Raw genomic sequence first — 20,469 nt, 5'->3', positions numbered from 1 at the left:
CACGGCATGGTGAAGCCAACACCAGCCCCTCGTGAGTGTTTATCCCGGTTAGAACCGGCATCAACACTCACGACCCCCTGCTTCAAGCCGCCGCCCGCCAATCACGCGGAATACGCACCTGTCCGAACGCATTCCGCCGCCGCACCCGGAATCCCATCCCCTCATACCGCCGGATCGCGTTCACATTCCGAGCCGCCGCGTGCATGAACGGCGTCTCGCCCCGCTCCCGGATCCCCGCCGCCACCGCGCGCACCAGCCGTCCGGCCAGGCCGCGGTCCCGGTACGCCGGGTCCGTGCACACCGCGCTGATCTCCGTCCATCCCGGCGGATGCAGCCGCTCCCCCGCCATCGCGATCAGCGCGCCCTCGTGCCGGATGCCGAGATACGTGCCCAGCAGGACCGTGCGCGGCAGGAACGGGCCGGGCTTCGTGCGGGCGACCAGGTCCAGCATCTCCGGCACGTCAGCGAGAGTCAGCCGGACCGCCTCCGGCAGCGGCGCGGCCTCGACCCCGTCGTCCACCAGCTGGACCCCGCCCAGCTTCTCCAGGATCTCCCACTCCGGCGGAGGCGGCCCCGCCTGCGGCAGCAGCGGCACCACCGCGCCCGGTCCGGCGAGTGCGGCGATGTCGTCCCACACGCGTTCATCCGGTTCGTCGGGCACCGCGAGAAAGACCGAAACGTCGACCGGGTACCGCACCGCCTGCCCCACCCGCTCCGCGAACACGGCGTGCGGACCGGTCAGCGAAGCCCACGCCGCATTGTCCAAAATGGAACAGTCCACAACAGACATCAAGCCCGCCGCGAAGCCCGGGCGATCATCCGCGCCAGATCGGCCACCAGCGCCGGATCGTCCGGCAGCTGTCCCGTCGCCACCCGGATGTGCGGCGTTCCCGGATTGCCCGCGCGAGTGCCCGACCCGGCGGATACCCCGTTCGCCGCCAGGGTCATGAGCGTCCGCGATTCCTCCGGAACCGGCACCCACAACGTCAGCCCGTCCCGCGCCCGCACCGAAATCCCGTGCTCCCGCAACGCTTCCGTCAACGCCGCCCGGCGGTGCGCGTACCGGTGCCGGGCCCGGTTCAGCAATTCGCCGCTGCCCGGATCGGTCAGCAGAAACGCCTGCGCGTCCTGAAGAATCCGGCTCGACCACACCGATCCCGGCCCGCGCTGCTGCCGCACCCGCTCCACCAGCACCGTCGAACCGCCGATCACGCAACTGCGCAGTTCGAGCCCGAAGGCGGTGCAATAAGACCGCACCAGCAGGACGCGTCCGGGCAGCCGCGCGCCGAGGCTCAGCGACGGAGCCGACGCCAGCGGGCCGAAATCGTCGTCCTCGATCACCGCGATATCCTCTTCGGACAGTACGTCGGCGAGTTCCGCGAGCCGCTCCGCCGGAACCGAATGGCCGAGCGGAATCTGCGCGCGCGGCTGGTACACGAACGCGACCGGGCGATGCTCCAAAGCCGCCGCGAGCGACGACGGCAGCGGCCCGTTCTCGTCGCAGCGCACCGGCACCACGTGGATCCGGGACCGGCGCAGCAGTTCGCGCAGCCACGGCGCGGTCGGCGCTTCGAGCGCGATCACGTCGCCCGGACGCGCGACCGCCTGGCAGGCCAGCAGCATCCCGTCCTGCCCGCCGGCCGCCACCGTCCACGCTTCGGCGGCGAACGGCCACGTCGGCTTCACCGCGGCGCGCAGTTGCGGGGTGATCGAGTTCTTGACCGGACCGCCGAACCGTTCGGTGTGGACTCCGGCCGCGACGGCGTCCTCCAGCGGCGGCAGCAGTCCCGGGTCCGGCAGGCCGTGTTCCAGATCGACCGTCTGCCAGCCGGAAAACGCGCGCTCCGGCGGCGGGCTCGAAGGCGGTTCCAGCACTATCGTGCCGCGGCGGCGCCCGGTGCCGATCAGCCCGGCGGCCCGCAGCTGCGACCACGCCTCGGCGATCGTCGTGGGGCTGACCGAAAGCTCGGCGGCCAGCGCGCGCACCGTCGGCAGCCGCGTGCCGGGCGGCACCTCCCCGTCGCGGATCAGGCCGGACACCGTGCCGGCCACGCCCCGCGCGGTGCGCTCGCCGATGCGGGACCCGAGCCAGCCTGCCCCGACCGGCAGCGTCGTCGTCGCGAGTTCGCCCGTGGCCACGCACCGGCTCCCCTCGTCACCCGGAAATCCGAAAACCTCTGACCCGATCAGAAGCTAGAGCGGCAACGGCACGCGGGAAAGGCGTTTCACATCCTGGCGGACCCGGCCGGTACAAAACGCCCGTGACGTCCGACACCGCCGGTCCGGCCGGTTTCGGAATTTCACTCGATCAGGTTAGGCTAACCTTCATGAGTCACTCCTGGCCGGAAGCACCGGCGCTCGCCGGCACCGGGCTCTCGCTCGGCTACGGCGGAAAGCCAGTGGTCCAGGACGCCGAGATCGTCCTGCGCGCGGGCGCGGTCACCGTCCTCGTCGGCCCCAACGGTTCCGGCAAGTCGACGCTGCTCCGTTCGCTCGCCAGGCTGCATCCGCTCGCCGCCGGCGACGTCACTCTCGCCGGACAGGACGCGCTCGCGTTGTCCCCCAAGGAGTTCGCCCGGCACGTCACGCTGCTGACCCAGTCGCGCCCCACGCCCGGCGGCGTGCGCGTGCGCGACGTCGTGTCTTACGGCCGCCATCCCTACCGCGGCCGCTTCGGCTCCGGCGACCCCGAGGGACCGGAACTGGTCGAACGGGCCATGCGGCACACCGGCGTGGACGGCATGGCCGAGCGCCCGGTCGACGAGCTGTCCGGCGGCGAACTGCAGCGCGTCTGGCTGGCCACCTGCTTCGCCCAGGACACCGGCGTCGTCCTGCTCGACGAGCCGACCACCTTCCTCGACCTGCGCTACCAGATCGAAACGCTCGATCTGGTCCGCGACCTCGCCGACGAACACGGCGTCGCGGTCGGCGTGGTGCTGCACGACCTCGACCAGGCCGCCGCCGTCGCCGACGAGGTGGTGCTGCTGTGCCGGGGCGCCGTGCGCGCCACCGGCCGCCCGGCCGACGTGCTGACCGCGGAGGCGCTCAGCGACGTCTACGGCCTGCGCATCGACGTCCACGTCGACGACGAGGGGCACGTCCGCACGCGCCCGGTCGGACGGCACACCTCCCGGCCGCGGCCGGTCCGCTCAGCTTGACCTTGTCCCTCTAGTCCGAAGGAAAACCCCCGTGTCCAGTGTGTTCTCCCGGCCTGCCCGCAGGCCGTTCCTGAAGACCGCGGCGGCCGTGCTCGCCACGTTCGCGCTCGCCGCGTGCGGCACCACCGAAGCCCCCGCGGACCAGGGCGGAGCCGCCGCCGCGAAGCAGGCGGGCCCGGTCCACCTGACCGACGAACGCGGCAAGGTCGACCTGCCCGCGCCCGCGGCCAAGATCGTGTCGCTAGAATGGGGCCTCACCGAGAACCTGCTGGCGCTGGGCGTGAAGCCGATCGGCGCGGCGGACGTCAAGGGATACAACACCTACGACAAGGTGATGCCGCTCGCCGCGTCCACTCCGGACGTCGGCACCCGGGGCGAGCCGAGCCTCGACGCGATCGCCGCGCTGCACCCGGATCTCGTGGTCACCACCACGGATCTGCCGGAGAACGTCATCGCGCAGCTCTCCAAACAGACGAAGGTGCTCACGCTGCGCGGCTCCGATTCGGCCGACCCGATCGGCTACCTGCGCAAGACCGTGACGACGCTGTCCGAGGCGACCGGAACGCAGGAGAAGGGCCGCGCACTGCTCGGCGAGTTCGACGCCAAGGTCGCCGACGGCAAGAAGAAGCTGGCCGACGCGGGCAAGTCCGGGGCCAAGTTCGTCATGGCCGACGGCTACACCACCTCCGGCACGGTGACCGTCCGGATGTACACGAAGGGCTCGTTCCTCGGCAGCGTCGCCGACCAGCTCGGCGCCGCCAACCAGTGGACCGAGGCAGGCGACAAGGTTTACGGCCTCGCGCCCACCGACGTCGAAGGCCTGACCAAGATCACCGACCCGGCCACGACGTTCGTGTACGCGGCCAACGCCGCCGAATCCGACGTCTTCACCCAGGATCTCGCGGGCAACGCGGTGTGGAAGCAGCTGCCGTTCGTCAAGGCCGCGAAGCTGAAGCGGATCCCGGACGGCATCTGGATGTTCGGCGGCCCGAGGTCGGCGATCGCCTACGTGGACGCGCTCATCGCCGCGCTGACGCGCTGATCCGATGACGACCACCGCCCCCGCCCGGCCGCTCGCCTCGCGCACACCGAGGCGCACCGCGTCCGTTGTCTTCCTTACCGGGATCGTCGCACTGGTCGTGCTGTCCGCCGTGCATCTGCTGCAAGGCACTTCGCACGTCGGGCTCGGCGAACTCCTGCGCGCCGTTTTCCCCGGCACGGACGACGACGCGCGGAGCCAGGCGGTGGCGGTGCTCGTGGCCAGCCGTCTCCCCCGGCTGGCCGCGGCGCTGCTGGTGGGGCTGGCGCTCGGCTTCGCGGGCTGCGTGCTGCAGTCCGTGGCGCGGAACCCGCTCACCTCGCCGGACACGCTCGCGGTGAACGCCGGCGCGTACGTCTCAGTGGTCGGCGTGGCCGCCTTCGGGATCTCACTTCCCTTCTATGTCAACGGAATCGTCGCCTTCGTCGGCGGTCTCGCGGCGGCCGGGCTGGTGTTGCTCGTCGCCCGCAGCAGCAGCGGCGGAGCAGCCCGGCTCGTGCTCGCCGGGTCCGCGATCGCGCTGGCGCTGACCGCGCTCACGTCGGTGCTGCTGATGTTGTTCCAGGAGCGGACCGCCGGCCTGTACGGCTGGGGCAGCGGCACGACTGTCCAATCCGGACTCCGCCAGGTTTCCCTTGCCGCGCCGGTGATCGCGATCGGCATCCTGGCCACGCTGCTGCTCGCGCACCGGCTCGACGTGCTCGGCCTCGGCGACGACCACGCGCGCGTGCTGGGCATCGACGTCCGCCGCACGCGCACGCTGGCCGTCGTCGTGGCGGTGCTGCTTTCGGCGGTCGCGGTCACCGTCGCCGGGCCGATCGGCTTCGTCGGCCTGTGCGCGCCGGTGATCGCGCGGCTGCTGGCCAACCGGGTGCCCGGGCTCGGCAAACATCCGCTGCTGCTGCCGCTTTCCGGGCTGACCGGTGCACTGGTCGTGGTCGCCGCCGACGTCCTGTTGCGCGCTCTCGTCCCCGCGGACAAGGCGGTTTCGGTGCCGACCGGCGTCGTGACGACTCTCGCGGGCGCGGCCGTCCTGGTCTGGCTCGCCCGGCGGCAGCCCTCCGGCACGCCGTCCGCACGCGGGACGCACGGCACGGTCCGGTCCCGCCGCTGGGTGGCCGGGACCGGCGTCGTGCTGGCGGTCGCCCTCGTCGGCGCGGTCATCGCCGCGCTCCTGCTCGGCGACCGGATCGTGCTGCTCGGCGACCTCATGAACTGGCTGCGCGGGGTGTCCGGCACCGAGGTGTCGTTCGCGCTCGACCTGCGCTGGCCGCGGATGCTCGCCGCACTGCTCGGCGGGGCGGCGCTGGCCGTCGCGGGCGCGCTGGTGCAGGCGATCTGCCGCAACCCGCTGGCCGAACCGAGCCTGCTCGGCGTGACACCCGGCGCGAGCGTCGGCGCGATCAGCGTCGTACTGCTGGTGCCCGGCATCGGGGTCTGGCCGATGATGGGCGCGGCGACCGTCGCCGCGTTCGCGACGTTCGCCCTCGTGCACTGGCTCGCCGCCGGACGCGGTTCGACCGGCCGCGGACTGTCGTCGGACCGGCTGGTGCTGGTCGGCATCGGCGTCAGTGCGGGCGCGCAGGCGATCACGACGCTCGTCGTGGTGCTCACCTCGCCGTGGAACGCGCATCTGGCCCTCACCTGGCTCGCCGGATCCACCTACGGCCGCGAGTTCAGCCAGGTCCTGCCGGTGCTGTTGTGCCTGGTCATCGCGCTGCCGATCGCCCTGTCCAGCGCGCGGACGCTCGATCTCGTCTCGCTCGACGAGGACGTGCCGCGCGTGCTCGGCGTCCCGCTGGACCGGTCCCGCCTCGCGTTCGCCGCACTCGCCGCGGTGCTCACCGCCGCTGCCGCGTGCGCGGTCGGCGCGCTCGGTTTCGTCGGGCTCGTGGCCCCGCACGCCGCGCGAGCGCTGGTGGGTTCGCGGCACGCTCGGTCGCTGCCGGTGGCGGCCGCGCTGGGAGCGGTGCTGGTGTGCGTCGCCGACACGCTGGGCCGCACCGTGCTCGCCCCGACCCAGATCGCGGCCGGTCTGGTGACCGCGCTGATCGGGGCGCCGTACTTCGGCTGGCTGTTGTGGCGCAGCCGCGCCAGCTCCTAGCCGAACCAGGTATCCAGCGCCGTTTTCAGGTCCGCTTTTCCGCCCGCCCAGGCAATGACTCCGTCTGGACGCAGCAAGAACGATTCGGTGTTCGTCACCGGCACCGCCTCGACCCGCTTTGGCGCCAGCGCGGCGAGATCGCGGTTCTCCGGATCGAGCACCAGCACGCCCTGCCCGTCGCGAGTGTGGTCCGACAGCCGGGTGACCCGGCCGTCATCGTCCACAAGGGACCGATCGGGACTGTGCAGCCCGACCGGTTCCTCAGCCGGATAAGGGAATTCGTACCGCTGGTCCACACCGGACAGCAGCTCCGAGAAGTACCGGTTCGCCTGCGGAAGATCCATCAGCTCCGCGACAATCTCCCTTAACGCGTCGACATGCGGCCCCGGCGCGAGCAACGCCGACTGCGCCCGCGTATTGCGCAGCACCGCCGCGCCGGCCGGTCCGCGTTCGCGGAAGTAGCTGTCCAGCACCGCTTCCGGCAGGTCCCCGCGCACGACCGCGGCCAGCTTCCAGCCGAGGTTCGCCGCGTCCAGCAGGCCGAGGTTGAGCCCCTGCCCGCCGCTCGGCGAGTGCACGTGCGCGGCGTCGCCCGCCAGCAGGACCCGGCCGCGCCGGTAGTCGTCGGCCTGGCGCGCTTGGTCGGTGAACCGGCGGGACTCGCGCACCTCCGTCACGACGACCTCCTCGCCGGTCACCCGCCGGATCGCCGCCGCCAGTTCCGCCGGAGCGACCGGACCGTCGGGTTCGCCGTCGCGGGCCAGCTCGGTGACGCCAGCCATGCTTCCGCCGTGCATGAACGTCCCGTCGGGATACCGTCCAGCGGGCGGCACCGGCCCAGCAAACCGGACCTGACCCGCGAGCGTCCGCAACAACGGCGGCGTGCCCGGAAACCCAAACCCGGCGAGACTCCGCACCTTTCCCCGGCCGCCGTCGCAGCCCACCAGGTATGCCGCACTGATCCGCTGTTCCCCTTGCGGTGTCTCGACAATCGCCGTCACACCGTCCACAGCGGACTCGATCGCGGTCACCCGATGCGCCCGCCGCACCGGAACGCCGAGCGCGTCCGCGTGCTTCGCGAGCAGCCGTTCCAGCTCCGGCTGCCAGATGTGCGTACGCGGGCGTTCGCCGTCCGGGAGGAGCTTGTGGATGTTCGCGAAATGGCCGAGCGGGCTGCCGTGGTCGCGGGCGAAGTCCCGTTCGCCCGCCTCGTGCGCCTCGGCCAGCTGCGGCCCGAGACCGCGCCGGGTCAGCGCCTCCGTCGCGAGCACGCCGATGCCGCGCGCCTTGCGTTCCGCGGAGGGCTCCGCGAGCCGCTCCACCACCAGCGGCCGGATGCCGCCGAGCCGGAGTTCGGCGGCGAGGAACAGGCCGACCGGCCCCGCTCCGACGATCACTGCGTCCGCGTCCATGACTCTCCTTAACTTGTTAAAGACTAGACTGCCCTGAACTAGTTAAGGAGGCAACCGCGTTGCCGATCGAAATCCCCGCCGCGGTCCGGATCGCGCTCGCCCTCGTCGACGCCGACGGCCTCGACAAGCTGACCGTGCGCCGCCTCGCCACCGAACTCGGCGTCAAGGCACCCGCGCTGTACTGGCATTTCAGCAGCAAACGGGCCCTGCTCGACCACCTCGCCGACGCGCTCGTGGCCCCCGTCCTGGACGACCTCCCGCCACTGGACACCCCGTGGCTGTCATGGCTGGAACAAGCGGGCACTGCCCTGCACACCGCACTCCTCGGCCACCGGGACGGCGCCCGCATCACCCTCGGCGCCGACCTCCGGATCGCCCGCTCGCTGGGCGAGTTCGCCGAGCGAGCGGTGGACGTGCTGCACCGCGCCGGGTTCCCGCTCGCCGACGCGACCCGGTGCACCGGGGTGTTCGTCCACTTCGTCCTCGGCCGCGCCGTCGAGGACCAGACCTGGCCCGACGACGAGGAAGCGGCCATCGCGAGCATCCCGTTTCCGCTGATGGCGCAGGGAATGCGGGAACGGCAGGCGGCCGGGAGCACCGTCGCCGACAGCTTCGCCTACGCGCTCGGGATCGTGCTCGCCGGACTGGCGGCGAAGCGCCCAGTGTAATGACTCACTAAGTTGTACGGTTGCACTTTTTGCATGGTGCCACTTATGCTGGACGCAGACCACCGGCACGAGAGGGGAAAACCATGAAAGAGACACCGCGCATCGCGATCGTCGGCGGCGGCCCCGGCGGGCTGCTCGCCGCCCACGTCCTGCACGGCCACGGCATTGCCGCGACCGTGTACGACGCCGACACCGCCGTGGATTCACGCGATCCCGGCGGCACGCTCGACCTGCACGCCGACAGCGGGCAGATCGCGCTGGAAGACGCCGGGCTGCTGCCCGCCTTCCACGAACTGGCCCGCGCCGAAGGCCAAGCCATGACCCGGCGCGACCACCACGGCACCCTGCTGAAGGAATTCGTCCCCGCCGACGGCGAGGCGTCCGCCCCGGAGATCGACCGCGGCCAGCTGCGCACCATGCTGTACGAGCAGCTCGCCCCCGGCACCGTCCACTGGGGACACAAACTCACTGACCTGACGACCGAAAACGGCGTCCACCGCTTGCACTTCGCCAATGGCTCCACAGTGGACGCCGACGTCGTGATCGGCGCGGACGGCACCTGGTCGAAGGTCCGCCGCCGCCTCACTGACGCGACGCCGGACTACCTCGGAGTGTCCTTTCTGGACGTCCGATTCGACGACGTCGAGAACCGGCACCCCGGCATCGCGGCTTTGGTCGGCACCGGCCAGCTGTTCGCCGCCGACGGCGCGGGCCGCGCGATGATCGTGCAGCGCAACAGCAACGGAATCATCCGCGGCTACGTGGCGTTCCGCGCTGAAGAAGACTGGGCCGCCCAGGCGGGCGTCGACCTGACTGACCGCGAGTCGGTGCGGGAATTCCTGCTCCGCGAGTTCCACGGCTGGGCCCCGGCCATGCGCCCGCTGCTGACCGACAACGACGGCGACTACGTAGCACGCGCGTTCACCGCCCTGCCCGCTCCCCTGACCTGGGAACGGGTCCCCGGCATCACCGTCCTCGGCGACGCCGCGCACGCGATGGCCCCGTTCGGCGGTCACGGCGCGAACCTGGCCCTGCTCGACGGTGCCGAGCTGGCGCACGCGCTGCACGAGGAACCGACCGTCGAAGCCGCGCTGACCCGCTACGAGACGGCCATGTTCGCCCGCACCGGGCACCTCGCCGCCGACTCGAACGAGGCCCTGCGGGGCTTCTTCGCCGACCAGCCGGACGGCGGCCAGCACGAGCCGCCGGACCGGGAAGAGGAACTCCGCGCCTACGAAGCGCGGGCCGCCGAATACCGCGCCTCCCGCACCCCCGCCTGACTGTCCGTGAAGGACTCCTTGAGGGAATCTGATTCCCTCAAGGAGTCCTTCACGGCGTTGGTCAGGAGCGCTTGCGGCGAACTGCCACAGCCGCCACCAGCGCGCCGCCGATGAGCAGGAGCGCACCGCCGCCGATCAGGTAGCCGCGGATGTCCGCGCCGGTCGAGGCGAGCGGGCCCTCGTCCGAAGGACCGGCGCCCGGAGCCACGCCGCCGGAGTTGTCGCTCGTGGTCGTGATCGGGGCCGGGGCCTCCGACGACGAGCTGGACGTCGTCGGGCTCGTGCTGCTCGCCGAGGACGTGGGCTGCGAACTCGAGGATGTCGCCGAACTGCTGCTCGACGTAGTGCTAGACGACGTCGTACTGGACGAGGTGGTGCTCGTCGGCTCGGTCGTCGTGGTCGACGTCGTGGAGGAACTCGTCGTGGTCGGCTCCGTGGCCGAGGGCTCCGTGCTCGACGTCGTGGTGCTGGTCGAGCTGGTCGGCTCCGTCGTGGTGCTGGACGTCGTGGTGCTGGACGTCGTGGTGGAGCTGGTCGTGCTGGACGACGTGGTGCTGGAAGTCGTGCTCGAGGTGGACGTCGTGCTGGTCGGCGTCGTGGGCGTGGTCGTCGGGGCGGCGCAGTCCGGCAGGTCGCCGGTGAACGGGTAGGCGTGGAACTCCTGCCCGCCCGCCGCGCCGTCGGACGTGTGCAGCAGGTTGCCCGCGGTGAAGAACCGGCCGTTCGTGCCCGACGCGGTGACCGTCGTGTCGCTGGCCGGGTTGCCGACCAGCACGCTGCCCTGGAACTGCGCCTGCCCGGCGATCTTCACCTTCGACGCGTCCGGGAAGTTCCACAGCAGCTTCTCGCGGAGCTGGTTGATCGGATCCTGGTCGGCGAGGTCGCCGGTGTAGGTGTTGATCACCCGGTTGCCGCCGACGAGGTTCACCAGGACCGTCGCGCCCGCCGGGATGCCGGCGAACTCGATGCCCTGCATGCCGCCGCCGGGGCCGGTGAGGTCGAAGTCCACATTGAACACCTGCAGCGCGGACTTCCCGTCGCCGGTGAACAGCGTGCGGTAGCCCTCGTTCTTCGCCGTCCCGGTCGCCGATGCCTTGCCGTAGCAGGTGCTGGCCTCCTGCAGCTGCGGCCGGAGCTGCTTGTACGGGTCCGCCGCGTTCGGGTCCTGCTTCAGCGTGCCGACCACGGTCCCGGTGGCGGTGCCGGCGTACCGCACGACGCCGCCCTCCGCGAGCAGCCGCTGGTTCGGCGCGACGGTGACGTCCTTGCCGGTGGTGAGGTAGTCCGCGCCGTCCGGCGGCGGCACGCGCGAGCCGACGCCCGCTTCGCCGACGTTGTAGACCGAGGAGACGCCGGGCCGTTTGTTCATGTCGAAGCCGCCGAGCACGACGACCCGGCCCTCGGCCTCGGCCGCGGCTTCGCGCACGAGGAAATCGCCGCCGGCGAAGACGTTGATGCCGTTGTCCCGCCCCGCGAACGACCCGTTGTTGACCGGCGGGTACTTGCCGCCCGGGCAGGCATCGCCGACGCACGGCCCCAGCCCGCCCGGCAACGGAGCGGCGCTCGCGCCCGGTCCGGCCACGAACGCCACTGCACACACCGCCGCGGCGATCGCCCCGCCGACGACGGCCAATTTCCTGGCACGCATGCGGCCGATCCTTACCCGGCGCGGCCCGAATGGGGTATGCGAAACACCGTAACCCACCCGAACGGGTCAGAAAATACCGCGCTCCTCAGACAAGTAGACTAGTGACGCTCCACACTCGACGGCCCGTTCCGCGAATGTCCCGCAGTAGCATCGCTCCCGTCCGCCCGACCAGAAAGCCGCCCCGATGTCCCCTCTCGTGCAACGGCATCCGCTCGCCGCGCAGGCCGCCGAAGTCCTTCTCGGGCGCATTCGCGGCGGCGAATGGCCGCTCGGCCACAAATTGCCCGGGGAAACGACTTTGGCCGCGCAGCTGGGCGTCGGCCGTTCGACATTGCGCGAAGCGATCCGCGAACTGGCGGGCAAAGGCGTGCTCGATTCCCGCCAGGGCTCCGGGGTATTCGTGACCGCGCTGGACGTCGCCGAGGATTGGGACGCGGTGCTGCGCCGCGCGACCATCGGCGCGGTGATCGAAGCGCGCATCGCCATCGAAGCGGAGGCCGCCGCCCTCGCCGCGCACCGGCGGACGCCGACCGACCTGCGCGCGATCCGCCGTGCCCTCGCCGCCCGCGCGACCGGCGACCCGGACGTCGAGTTCCTGGTGGACACCGACACCGCCTTCCACCGCACGGTGCTCGTCGCCGCGCACAACGACGTGCTGATCGAACTGTTCGACAGTTTCGTCCCGCGCATCCACCGCGCGATGACGGACATGCTGCGCGCCCGGCCGATCACCGCCCCCGAAGAAGACCAAGCCGCGCATCTGGCGCTCGTCGACGCGATCGCGGACAAAGACGCGTCCGCCGCCGCGGAACTGAGCCGGGCGCACCTGACCGCCTTGAAGGAGGCACTTTCGTGAGCGAGGTCGTGCTGCGGCTGACCGACGTCGTGTTCCGTAGGCAGGGCAAGGAAATCCTGCACGGCGTGAACCTGACGGTGCGGGCGGGCGAACACTGGGCGCTGCTCGGCCCGAACGGCGCCGGCAAGAGCACGATCCTCGGCTTCTGCGGCGCCGTCACGCATCCGACCACCGGCACTGTCGAGGTGCTGGGCGGGATGCTCGGCCGGGTCGAACTGCAGGCGCTGCGCCGCCGCATCGGGCACGTCGACCCGCGGCATCCGCTGCGTTCGCCGCTCACCATCCGGGAGGTCGTGCTGACCGGCGTCACCGGGACCATCGACACTCCCCCGCGCTGGCAGCCCACCCCAGCACAGCTCACGCAGGCCGACGAACTCGTCGCTTTGCTGGGCCTGGACGGCAAAGCCGGCGAACGCTGGCCGACTCTGTCCCAGGGCGAACGCGGCCGCGCCCTGATCGCCCGCGCGCTGATCAGCGATCCCCGGCTGCTGCTGCTCGACGAACCGTCCACCGGCCTGGACGTCGCGGCCCGCGAGCAGCTGCTCGAAACGATCGACCTGCTCACCCGGACCCATCCCCGGCTCGCCTCCATCGTGGTCACCCACCACCTCGAGGAACTGCCGGAGACGACCACGCACGCGCTGGTGATCGCGGACGGTTCCGCGGTGTCCTCCGGGCCGATCGAGCACGCCGTCACGACCGCGAGCATCAGCCGGGCGTTCGGCCACCCGATCCGGGTGGACCGGCACGACGGGCGGTGGAGCGCCCGCGCCGCCCGCACCCGGACCACCGAGGTCGCCTGACCCGGGCGCGGCTCTCCGTCGTCCGTGAAGGACTCCTTGAGGGAATCTGGTTCCCTCAAGGAGTCCTTCACGGACTTCCGGCGACTCTGGCTCGGCAGCGGCAGCCGGACGGTCGAAGCCGCTCAAGCAGTCCGCAGCACCCGCCACGCGGAGAACGCCAGCAGCACCATCTCCGCCGCGGAGAACCCGACCAGCGCGAGCGGGCTCGGCACCCACAGCAGCGTCATGCCCACCAGCAGCACCGGCACCACCAGCCCGGCGTAGGCGGCGAGGAAGATCCCCGCCAGCACTTCGCCGCGGGACAGCGGGTCGGCCAGCGCCGCCACCGTCCCGACCGCCGCGCGGAAGCCGAGTCCCATCCCGCTCCCGGCGATCACCGAGCCGACGAGGAACAGCGCCAGCGAAGGCAGCAGCGCGGCGACCGAAAGCACCGCCAGCCCGACCGGCATCAACACAAACCCCAGCCGCAGCTGTGCCCGCGACGCCATCCGCGCGAACACCACCTGCGCCACCGCCGACGCGCCCAGCATCGAGCCCGCGGTGACTCCGGCGAGCATCCGGTTGTGCTCGTGCAGTCCTTCGGCAAGCAGCGTCGGGGCGAGCGACATGAACAGTCCGGTGATCGCGAACGCGGCGAACACCCCGATCGCCGCGCCGACGAACGCCGGCCGCGCCCCGGCGGGCAGCGACACCCGCTGCGGCCGATACGCCGGACGCTCCTCGCGCCGTTCGACAGTCTCCGGCACGAGGCACACCGCGAACGCGGCGATCAGCAGCACGACCAGGAACACGACGAACGTGCTGGTCAGCGGGCTGTCGATGTACTGCGCGAAGACCCCGCCGACCACCGGGCCGAGTCCGAGGCCGCCCATGTTCACCACGGTGGCGATCAGGCCGGAGCGGCCGAGGTCCTCCTCCGGACGGGTCACCGCCCGCAGCTCCGACAGGTGCGCGGTGGCGGTCGCGGTGAGCGCGCCGATGCCCACGCCGCACACGAAGCGCGCGATCAGCAGGCCGGGGACCTCGGGCCAGAGCAGAAACAGGACTGCGGACAGCGCCTCGGCGAGTGTCGAAGCGAGGATCACGCGGCGGCGGCCGAGCCAGTCGCTGACGTGCCCGGCGAAGTAGAGGCTGGCCATCACGCCGACCGCGTAAGCCGCGAAGATGACGGTGACCAGGAACGTCGGAAACCCGTCCCGCTGCTGGTAAAGCGCGTACAGCGGGGTGGGCACGGTGGAGAACGCGAGGCACGCGGCGAACGCGAACGCGATGACCCGGAAACCCCAGCCGTGGCTGACGCGCCAGCCGGCCGGGGCGGAGAGAGCGGGCGGAACTGTGGTGACCATGTCGACCTTCCGGACGGGAACCTGCCCCTCACACGATCCCCGGCTCCACTCATCAAGTCCAACGAAAAGTCTTGGTCATAGTTATCGTGGTACGCGATAATTGGCGGCATGGAGACGCGGCAGCTGGAGTTCTTCGTGGCGGTCGCCGAGGAGCTGAGCTTCACGCGGGCAGCGCAGCGGCTGTTCGCCACTCAGTCCACGGTCTCGGCGACGATCCGCGCGCTGGAGACCGACCTCGGCACGACGCTGTTCGACCGGTCCACCCGGCGGGTCGCGCTGTCGACCGCGGGCGCGCTCTTCCTGCCCGAGGCGAAAGCCGCGCTGGAATCGGTGGAGCGGGCCCGCGAGGTGGTGCAGCAGGCGTCCGCCGGCCTGCGCGGGAGCCTCCGGATCGGCACGCTGACCAGCATGAACGCCTTCGACCTGCCGGTGCTGCTCGGCGCGTTCCACCGCAGGCACCCGCTGGTCGACCTGCATCTGACGGTGTCGCTCACCGGTTCGTCCGGCCTCGCCGGCGACGTCCGCCACGGCCGCCTCGACGTCGCGCTGCTCGGCCTTTCCCGGACGGAACTGGGCGGCCTCGACGCGACGCAACTGGCCAGCGTGCCGTACTACGCCGTGCTCCCGGACAGCCATCCGCTCGCCCGCCGCGAGTCGGTCACGCTGCCGGAACTGGACGGCGAGCTGTTCGTCGACTGCCCGCGCGGCTTCGGGAACCGGCTGGCGGTGGACCGCGAGTTCGCGTCGCTCGGGCTGTCCCGCCGGGTGACCGCCGAGGTCGCCGACCTGCGGACGGTGCCGCGTTACGTCGCCGCCGGACTCGGCGTCGCGGTCCTGCCCGGCACCGCGCGGCTGGACATCCCGGGCGCGCGGGTGGTCCCCCTCGCCGACACCTCGCTGATCTGGCCACTCTCCGTCGTCGTCTCCGCCAAGCGGCCGCCGTCGCAGGCCTTGCGGACGCTGCTCGACCTGTTCGTCGCGGCCGCGGCGGAGGGAGATATTACGGAGTTCTGACCGGGCACCGGGCGACCGGAATAGCGACCGGCGCGCCAGCGTCATCCTGTACACGGATTCCCCGATGGGAGAGAAGGAAATGACGGAAAAAGCGATCCTGGCCGGCGGATGTTTCTGGGGCATGGAGGAGCTGTTCCGCCACCAGCCCGGCGTCACCGCCACCCGCGTCGGCTACAGCGGCGGCGACGTCCCCAACGCCACCTACCGCAACCACGGCACCCACGCCGAAACCATCGAGGTCACCTACGACCCCGCCCAAACCGACTTCCGCACGCTGCTGGAATTCTTCTTCCAGGTCCACGACCCCAGCACGAAGAACCGCCAGGGCAACGACATCGGCACCAGCTACCGCTCCGCGATCTTCTACACCACCGACGAGCAAAAGCAGATCGCTGAAGACACCATCGCCGACGTCGACGCCTCCGGCCTCTGGCCCGGCAAGGTCGTCACTGAGGTCACCGCGGCCGGCGATTTCTGGGAAGCCGAGCCGGAGCACCAGGACTACCTCCAGCGCTACCCGCACGGCTACACCTGCCACTTCCCGCGCCCCGGCTGGAAACTCCCGAAGCGCGGCTGACCGATGACCGATTATCCAGCGGCAGCAGTCCACACCGGACACGTCGAACCGGTCCCCCGGCGAGTGCGCGGCGTGCTCGCCGGGAAGACCATTGTGGACAGCACGCGGGCCAAGTACGTCTGGGAATGGCCGTACTATCCGCAGTTCTATTTCCCGATCGCCGACGTGCTCCCCGATGTCCTGGCACCGGAGCCCGACGGGCGGTACTCGCTGCGGGTCGGCGAGGTCGAAAAGCCTGCTGCCGCTTGGATATCCGACGAAGTCCTATCCGGACACATCCGATTCGCCTGGGACGCCTTGGACGCTTGGTACGAAGAGGACGAACAGGTTTTCGTCCACCCGCGCAGCCCGTACACGCGGGTGGACGCCCTGCGCTCGACCCGGCACGTCCGCGTGCGGCTGGACGGCGTCACCTTGGCGGAATCGTCCTCGCCGGTGCTGCTGTTCGAAACCGGCCTCCCGACGCGGTATTACTTCAACCGCACCGAAGTCGACTTCACGCACCTGGTCGCCGAGCCCGGCATGGTCACCGCCTGTCCGTACAAGGGCGAGACGTCCGGCTACTGGTCCGTCCGCGTCGGCGACGTCCTGCACGAGCATCTCGCGTGGACGTACGCCTATCCGGCCGCGGCAGTCCAGCCGATCGCCGGACTGGTGGCGTTCTACAACGAGATGGTGGACATCGAAGTAGACGGCGAACTTCTCCCCGTCCGCGGACGCACTTCTCGAAGTAGCTCACAACCGCCCGAACGCCTCCACGACCGCCTCCGCCAGCCGGTCCCCGCGCTCCCCTTGTCCGGCGGGCACGGTGATGCAGACGGTGAACCGGTCCGCCCACGTCATGATGCCGACCGCCACTGGGACTCCAGGAGCGAGCGACAACACCGGGTACACCGTGCGCACGAGCGCGCCGTTGAGCACCACCGGCGACCGCGCGCCGGGGAGCACCGAAGCGATGACGCTGAACCACGTGCCGCGGTAGACGAGTTTGGCCGCCCGGCGGTGCAACACCGGCGGGAGAACCCCGAGCACGCGCACGACCGCGTTCCCCGCGCGCGGCGCACCGCGGCCGACCTGCTCCGACAGCATCCGGTCGGTCTCGCGCACCCGCTCGGGCAGCGACATCGCGGCGGTCGGCAGGTCGACCGAGGCCGCGCCGGTGTGGTTGCCGAGCTGGCGGAAGGTCCCGGTGTCGCGGACCGACATCGGGATCAGCACCCGCAGCTGATCCGGCGCGGTGCCGCCGAGTTCGCGGTGCAAGGCCTCGGCGACGAGCGCGAGAACGAGATTGGTAGTCGGCACCCCGGCCCGCCGCGCGGCGGCCCGGACCTCGGGAGCGGAGAGATGAGCACGCGCGAAATGCCGCTGCGGGCCGTCGATGCGCTTGTCCCAGCGCACTCGGGGGGCGGCACCGGCCCGGGCGAGGGTCCAGATGCCACGAGCCAGATCGGCGGCACCGGTTTTGGCGCTTGAACTGGGCTTCGGACGCTCGGACCCGGCGGGGGCAGACCCGCGAGCGGCACCCGCCCGAGGCCAGACGGCACGGGCGAGATCAGCGGCGCGGGTTTTGGCACCTGAACCGGACTCCGGACGCTCGGTGCTAGACCACAACACACCGGCGCGGCCGAGCTTCCAGCCCCCGCTGACCAGACGACTGCTGCCGCCGGAGCTGGGCTTCGAGCGCAAGGGCTGGGCGGCAGTGCCGGAACCACCGGCCGATTCCGTCGACTGTTCAAGTCCGTGCCACACCGGGCCCGCCACACGAGCGAGCACCTCGCGCGCCGGCGCCACCAGCCCGGCAAGCCCCGCCCTCCGCCTGGGCCGCGACCCGTGGCGCCCCAATGTGGCATTGGGTGCATCCTGCGCACCCAAAGCGGCGTTCGGTGCATCCGACGCACCCAATGTGGCGTTCGGTGCGCCAGACGCACCCAATGTGGCATTGGGGCGACTCCACCACCCCCTCCGCCGAGGCACCGCCGCCGGAACCAGCGGCTCCTTCCCCCGAGCCTGCCCCACCAGCGCGCTGATCACCGCGATCCCGTCACTAGCCGCATGGTGCAGCGCGATCAGCAGCGCCCCCTGCTCCCCCTCGATTCCCGTCACCAGCCGCGCGCGCACCGGATGCTCCGGCGACACCGGTTCCGAGAAAAACGCGTCCATCTCCCGGGTCAACGCCGCGTCCAGCGGGGCGTCCGGGCCGACCCGCACCGACGTCAGCACGTCCGCCGACGTCCGGCCCGGGTCCTCCTGCCAGCGTGCCCGCCAGAGCCTGCTGCCCGGCAGCAACCGCGTGCGCAGCCCGGGCGTCGCGGCCAGCAGGTGCTCCGCGTCGGCGTGGGTGACCGGCGCGCCGTCCGCCTTCGGGTCGAACAGCAGCACCGCTCCGACCTGCTGCGGGACTTCGGGAGTGGCCACGTGCACGAACAGCGCGTCCTCCGGGCGGAGCCGCTGCGTCGGCGGGTTCAGCGGCTCGGAAGCGAGCGAGGCCAGCGCGCTCCCGAGCGGGGTCGCGGTTTCGCAATGCCGGGCGACCGCTTCGGCCAGTTTCTTGAGCCGGTCCGGTTCGGCCAGCAGCCCGCGCACCGCCTCGGCCAGCTCTCCGTCCTTTGTGGACACCAGGGCGAGGCCGGCGGCGGCCATCAGGCGGGCGTTGGCCTTGCCGTGCGCGGCGATCGGGCGGTGCATCAGCACCGGGCGGCCGCACGCCAGCGCCTCCAGCGAGGTCGCCCCGCCCGCGTTCGTCACCACAACGTCCGCCGCCTGCGTGTACAGCTCGGGCCGGTCGGTCCAGCCGACGACGTGCAGCCGCGGTTCGCCGAGCGCGCGCAGCCGGGCGGCCGCCGCCTCGTTGCGCCCGCAGATCGCGATCGGCACGACCGCCGGATCCGCGGCCAGCAGCTCGCGCACGGTGGTCTCGATCTCGCCGAAACCCAGCGACCCGCACGAAACCAGCGGCACGAACGCGTCCGGCGGCAGGTCCAGTTCCTGGCGCGCCGCCGGCTGGTCCCCCGGGCGGAACACCGCGCGCACCGGCGGCGCGGATACCCCGACGTGCGCGGACGGCGACGAGCGCAGCGCGGGTTCGACCGCGACGTCGTGCATCACCATGGTGAGGTCGGCAGCGCCGTAAACCCAGAACGGATGCGGCGCGAAGTCGGAAACCCACGCACCGAGCGGCACGGCGAGTTTTCCCTTGCGGCGCAGCCACGCCAGCCCGGCGGTGCCCATCGGATACGTCGACAGCACCAGGTCCGGCGCGAACTCGGCGACCGGTTTCGCGAGCCGCCTGCCGCACCACGCCGCGGTGAACCACCGGGACGCGGCGGCGAACCACGGCATCCGCCAGATCGCGCCGTAGAAGAACTCGTACAGCCACGGCACGCTTTCCACATTGGCGACATAAATTCGCTGGAAAAGCCCCTCGAAACCGGGTCCGAGCCGTTCCAGGGCGTTCAGCCACGAAACGGTCGCGTCCGGCCAGCGCTCCCGCACCGCGTCCTCGAGCGCACGTCCCGTGGCATTGTGCCCCTGGCCCATGTTCGCGGACACGATCAGCACGCGCACCAACGCTGCCCCCTTTTCGCTAACAAGCGGTCCCGGCGAGGCCGTATCCGTCGTCGGGGTCCGAATCGGGCCGTTCGCCCGGTTCGGTTTCCTCGTTCGCCGGCGCGGCCTCCGATTCCGCCGACAAATGCGACGCGCGGGTGGACATCAGCGCGATGCCGACCACGATCACCAGCCCGGCCAGCGCCTCGCCGAACAGCGCGAGCGGCCGCCCGTCGGCCGATTCGCCCATCCACGACAGCCCGATCGCAACCCCGACCAGCGGATCGAGCGCGGTGATCACGGCGAGCGCGGGCGTGAGGAACCGGCCCTGCTGGAACGTGTTCTGGCTCAGCAGGAACCCGAGCGGGCCGACGACGCACACCAGGTAGAGCGTCCAGTGCCGGAACGGCTCGTCGATCCCGGAGCGGAACTGGCCCGCGACCACCTTCATCAGCCCGGCGGTGAGGCCATACAGCACGCCGGTGGCGACCGCGAGCCCGAGCACCCGCCAAGATCCGGAATTCGTTGACGCGGCAACAACAAGCGAGGCCAGGGTGAGCACGGCGAGCGCGATGCCGAGCGGCAGCAGGTCGCCGCCGCTGACGAGCGTCTCGCCGTTGCCGCTCGGCCGGGCGACGACGAGGAACGCGGCGAGCCCGGCGACGCACAGCAGCCCGCCGAGGCTCATCGTGCGGTCCGGGCGGCGGCGTTCCAGCCGCGCCGAGGCGAGCCCGGCGAACATGAGCGACGTCACGAGCAGCGGCTGGACCAGCAGCAACGGCCCGAACGCGAGCGCGACGAGCTGCAGGACGAGACCCAGGATGGTCGCCGCGATGCCGATGAGCCACAATGGGCGTCCGACGAGCCGCTTGAAGAGCGTCAGGTCGAGCGGTTTGCCGGTTTCCACCTCTTTGGTCGCCCTGGCCTGCGCTGCGCTCGCGAGTCCCATGCACGCCGCGCCGGCCACGGCGGCGGGGACAGCCACCACCAGCGACATCCCCGTAACTGTCACGGACTC

At 71.4% G+C, this 20,469-nt stretch carries 16 protein-coding genes and 1 pseudogene; 10 read left to right on the top strand and 7 right to left on the bottom strand.

The window, feature by feature from the left end; translation table 11 throughout:
• Positions 1-82 precede the first annotated feature (82 nt).
• Positions 83-790, bottom strand: a complete 708-nt coding sequence (locus RPX00_RS30065) for a GNAT family N-acetyltransferase (protein ID WP_406630390.1) — start codon at positions 788-790, stop codon at positions 83-85.
• Entirely contained in the window at positions 790-2,139 is a 1,350-nt protein-coding gene (locus tag RPX00_RS30060) for an aminotransferase class I/II-fold pyridoxal phosphate-dependent enzyme (RefSeq protein ID WP_406630388.1), read from the bottom strand. The genes RPX00_RS30065 and RPX00_RS30060 overlap by 1 nt, the downstream gene beginning before the upstream one ends.
• A gap of 188 nt (positions 2,140-2,327) precedes the next feature.
• On the opposite strand from RPX00_RS30060, the gene RPX00_RS30055 reads away from it, so the two are divergent.
• From RPX00_RS30055 to RPX00_RS30045, 3 genes are read left to right on the top strand one after another with little or no spacing between them, the layout of a single operon-like run.
• On the top strand, positions 2,328-3,158 hold the full coding sequence (locus RPX00_RS30055) for an ABC transporter ATP-binding protein (RefSeq protein ID WP_406630386.1): 831 nt from the start codon (positions 2,328-2,330) through the stop codon (positions 3,156-3,158).
• 31 nt (positions 3,159-3,189) lie between these two features.
• On the top strand, positions 3,190-4,200 hold the full coding sequence (locus RPX00_RS30050; RefSeq protein WP_406630384.1) for an ABC transporter substrate-binding protein: 1,011 nt from the start codon (positions 3,190-3,192) through the stop codon (positions 4,198-4,200).
• A gap of 4 nt (positions 4,201-4,204) precedes the next feature.
• Complete coding sequence (locus RPX00_RS30045; protein WP_406630382.1) at positions 4,205-6,301, top strand: iron ABC transporter permease; 2,097 nt, start codon at positions 4,205-4,207, stop codon at positions 6,299-6,301.
• Here RPX00_RS30045 and RPX00_RS30040 read toward each other — a convergent pair.
• Positions 6,298-7,713: an FAD-dependent monooxygenase gene (locus tag RPX00_RS30040; protein WP_406630380.1), complete on the bottom strand. Its 1,416-nt coding sequence runs from the start codon at positions 7,711-7,713 to the stop codon at positions 6,298-6,300. The two genes, RPX00_RS30045 and RPX00_RS30040, sit on opposite strands and share 4 nt — an antisense overlap.
• 59 nt (positions 7,714-7,772) lie before the next feature.
• On the opposite strand from RPX00_RS30040, the gene RPX00_RS30035 reads away from it, so the two are divergent.
• The gene (locus RPX00_RS30035; protein WP_406630378.1) at positions 7,773-8,381 is read left to right on the top strand and encodes a TetR/AcrR family transcriptional regulator C-terminal domain-containing protein; all 609 of its coding nucleotides are present in this window, start codon (positions 7,773-7,775) and stop codon (positions 8,379-8,381) included.
• 83 nt (positions 8,382-8,464) lie between these two features.
• Positions 8,465-9,661: an FAD-dependent oxidoreductase gene (locus RPX00_RS30030; protein WP_406630377.1), complete on the top strand. Its 1,197-nt coding sequence runs from the start codon at positions 8,465-8,467 to the stop codon at positions 9,659-9,661.
• Positions 9,662-9,722: 61 nt separating this feature from the next.
• Here the strand turns inward: RPX00_RS30030 and RPX00_RS30025 are convergent, their stop codons facing one another.
• Positions 9,723-11,309: a choice-of-anchor A family protein gene (locus tag RPX00_RS30025; protein ID WP_406630376.1), complete on the bottom strand. Its 1,587-nt coding sequence runs from the start codon at positions 11,307-11,309 to the stop codon at positions 9,723-9,725.
• Between the two features lie 184 nt (positions 11,310-11,493).
• On the opposite strand from RPX00_RS30025, the gene RPX00_RS30020 reads away from it, so the two are divergent.
• Together RPX00_RS30020 and RPX00_RS30015 are read left to right on the top strand one after the other, a co-directional pair.
• Positions 11,494-12,165 (top strand): FadR/GntR family transcriptional regulator, encoded by a 672-nt coding sequence (locus RPX00_RS30020; RefSeq protein ID WP_406630375.1) that lies wholly within the window; start codon positions 11,494-11,496, stop codon positions 12,163-12,165.
• A complete protein-coding gene (locus RPX00_RS30015; RefSeq protein WP_406630374.1) occupies positions 12,162-12,968 on the top strand; it encodes an ABC transporter ATP-binding protein in 807 nt (268 codons plus the stop codon). The genes RPX00_RS30020 and RPX00_RS30015 overlap by 4 nt, the downstream gene beginning before the upstream one ends.
• Positions 12,969-13,090: 122 nt before the next feature.
• Here the strand turns inward: RPX00_RS30015 and RPX00_RS30010 are convergent, their stop codons facing one another.
• Positions 13,091-14,314: an MFS transporter gene (locus RPX00_RS30010; RefSeq protein WP_406630373.1), complete on the bottom strand. Its 1,224-nt coding sequence runs from the start codon at positions 14,312-14,314 to the stop codon at positions 13,091-13,093.
• Positions 14,315-14,422: 108 nt separating this feature from the next.
• Here RPX00_RS30010 and RPX00_RS30005 point away from each other — a divergent pair, with 108 nt between their 5' ends.
• The 3 genes and pseudogenes from RPX00_RS30005 to RPX00_RS29995 form a co-directional block, all read left to right on the top strand.
• Positions 14,423-15,328: a LysR family transcriptional regulator gene (locus tag RPX00_RS30005; protein ID WP_406630372.1), complete on the top strand. Its 906-nt coding sequence runs from the start codon at positions 14,423-14,425 to the stop codon at positions 15,326-15,328.
• 79 nt (positions 15,329-15,407) lie between these two features.
• A complete protein-coding gene (msrA, locus tag RPX00_RS30000; RefSeq protein WP_406643141.1) occupies positions 15,408-15,905 on the top strand; it encodes a peptide-methionine (S)-S-oxide reductase MsrA in 498 nt (165 codons plus the stop codon).
• A 3-nt stretch (positions 15,906-15,908) separates the two neighbouring features.
• Positions 15,909-16,517, top strand: a pseudogene (locus RPX00_RS29995) (DUF427 domain-containing protein); the annotation flags it as partial.
• A 123-nt stretch (positions 16,518-16,640) separates the two neighbouring features.
• On the opposite strand, the gene RPX00_RS29990 reads toward RPX00_RS29995, so the two are convergent.
• Together RPX00_RS29990 and RPX00_RS29985 are read right to left on the bottom strand one after the other, a co-directional pair.
• Positions 16,641-19,469 (bottom strand): MGDG synthase family glycosyltransferase, encoded by a 2,829-nt coding sequence (locus tag RPX00_RS29990; RefSeq protein WP_406630371.1) that lies wholly within the window; start codon positions 19,467-19,469, stop codon positions 16,641-16,643.
• A 19-nt stretch (positions 19,470-19,488) separates the two neighbouring features.
• Positions 19,489-20,463 carry a DMT family transporter gene (locus RPX00_RS29985; RefSeq protein ID WP_406630370.1) on the bottom strand — a complete coding sequence of 325 codons (975 nt, stop codon included), beginning with the start codon at positions 20,461-20,463 and terminating at the stop codon, positions 19,489-19,491.
• Positions 20,464-20,469 lie beyond the last annotated feature (6 nt).

Source organism: Amycolatopsis sp. WGS_07, assembly GCF_045278895.1.
In the GTDB taxonomy this organism is placed as follows: Bacteria; Actinomycetota; Actinomycetes; order Mycobacteriales; family Pseudonocardiaceae; genus Amycolatopsis.
Note: the sequence above shows the minus strand (reverse complement) of the source record. Positions and strands in the feature narration are given on the sequence as shown.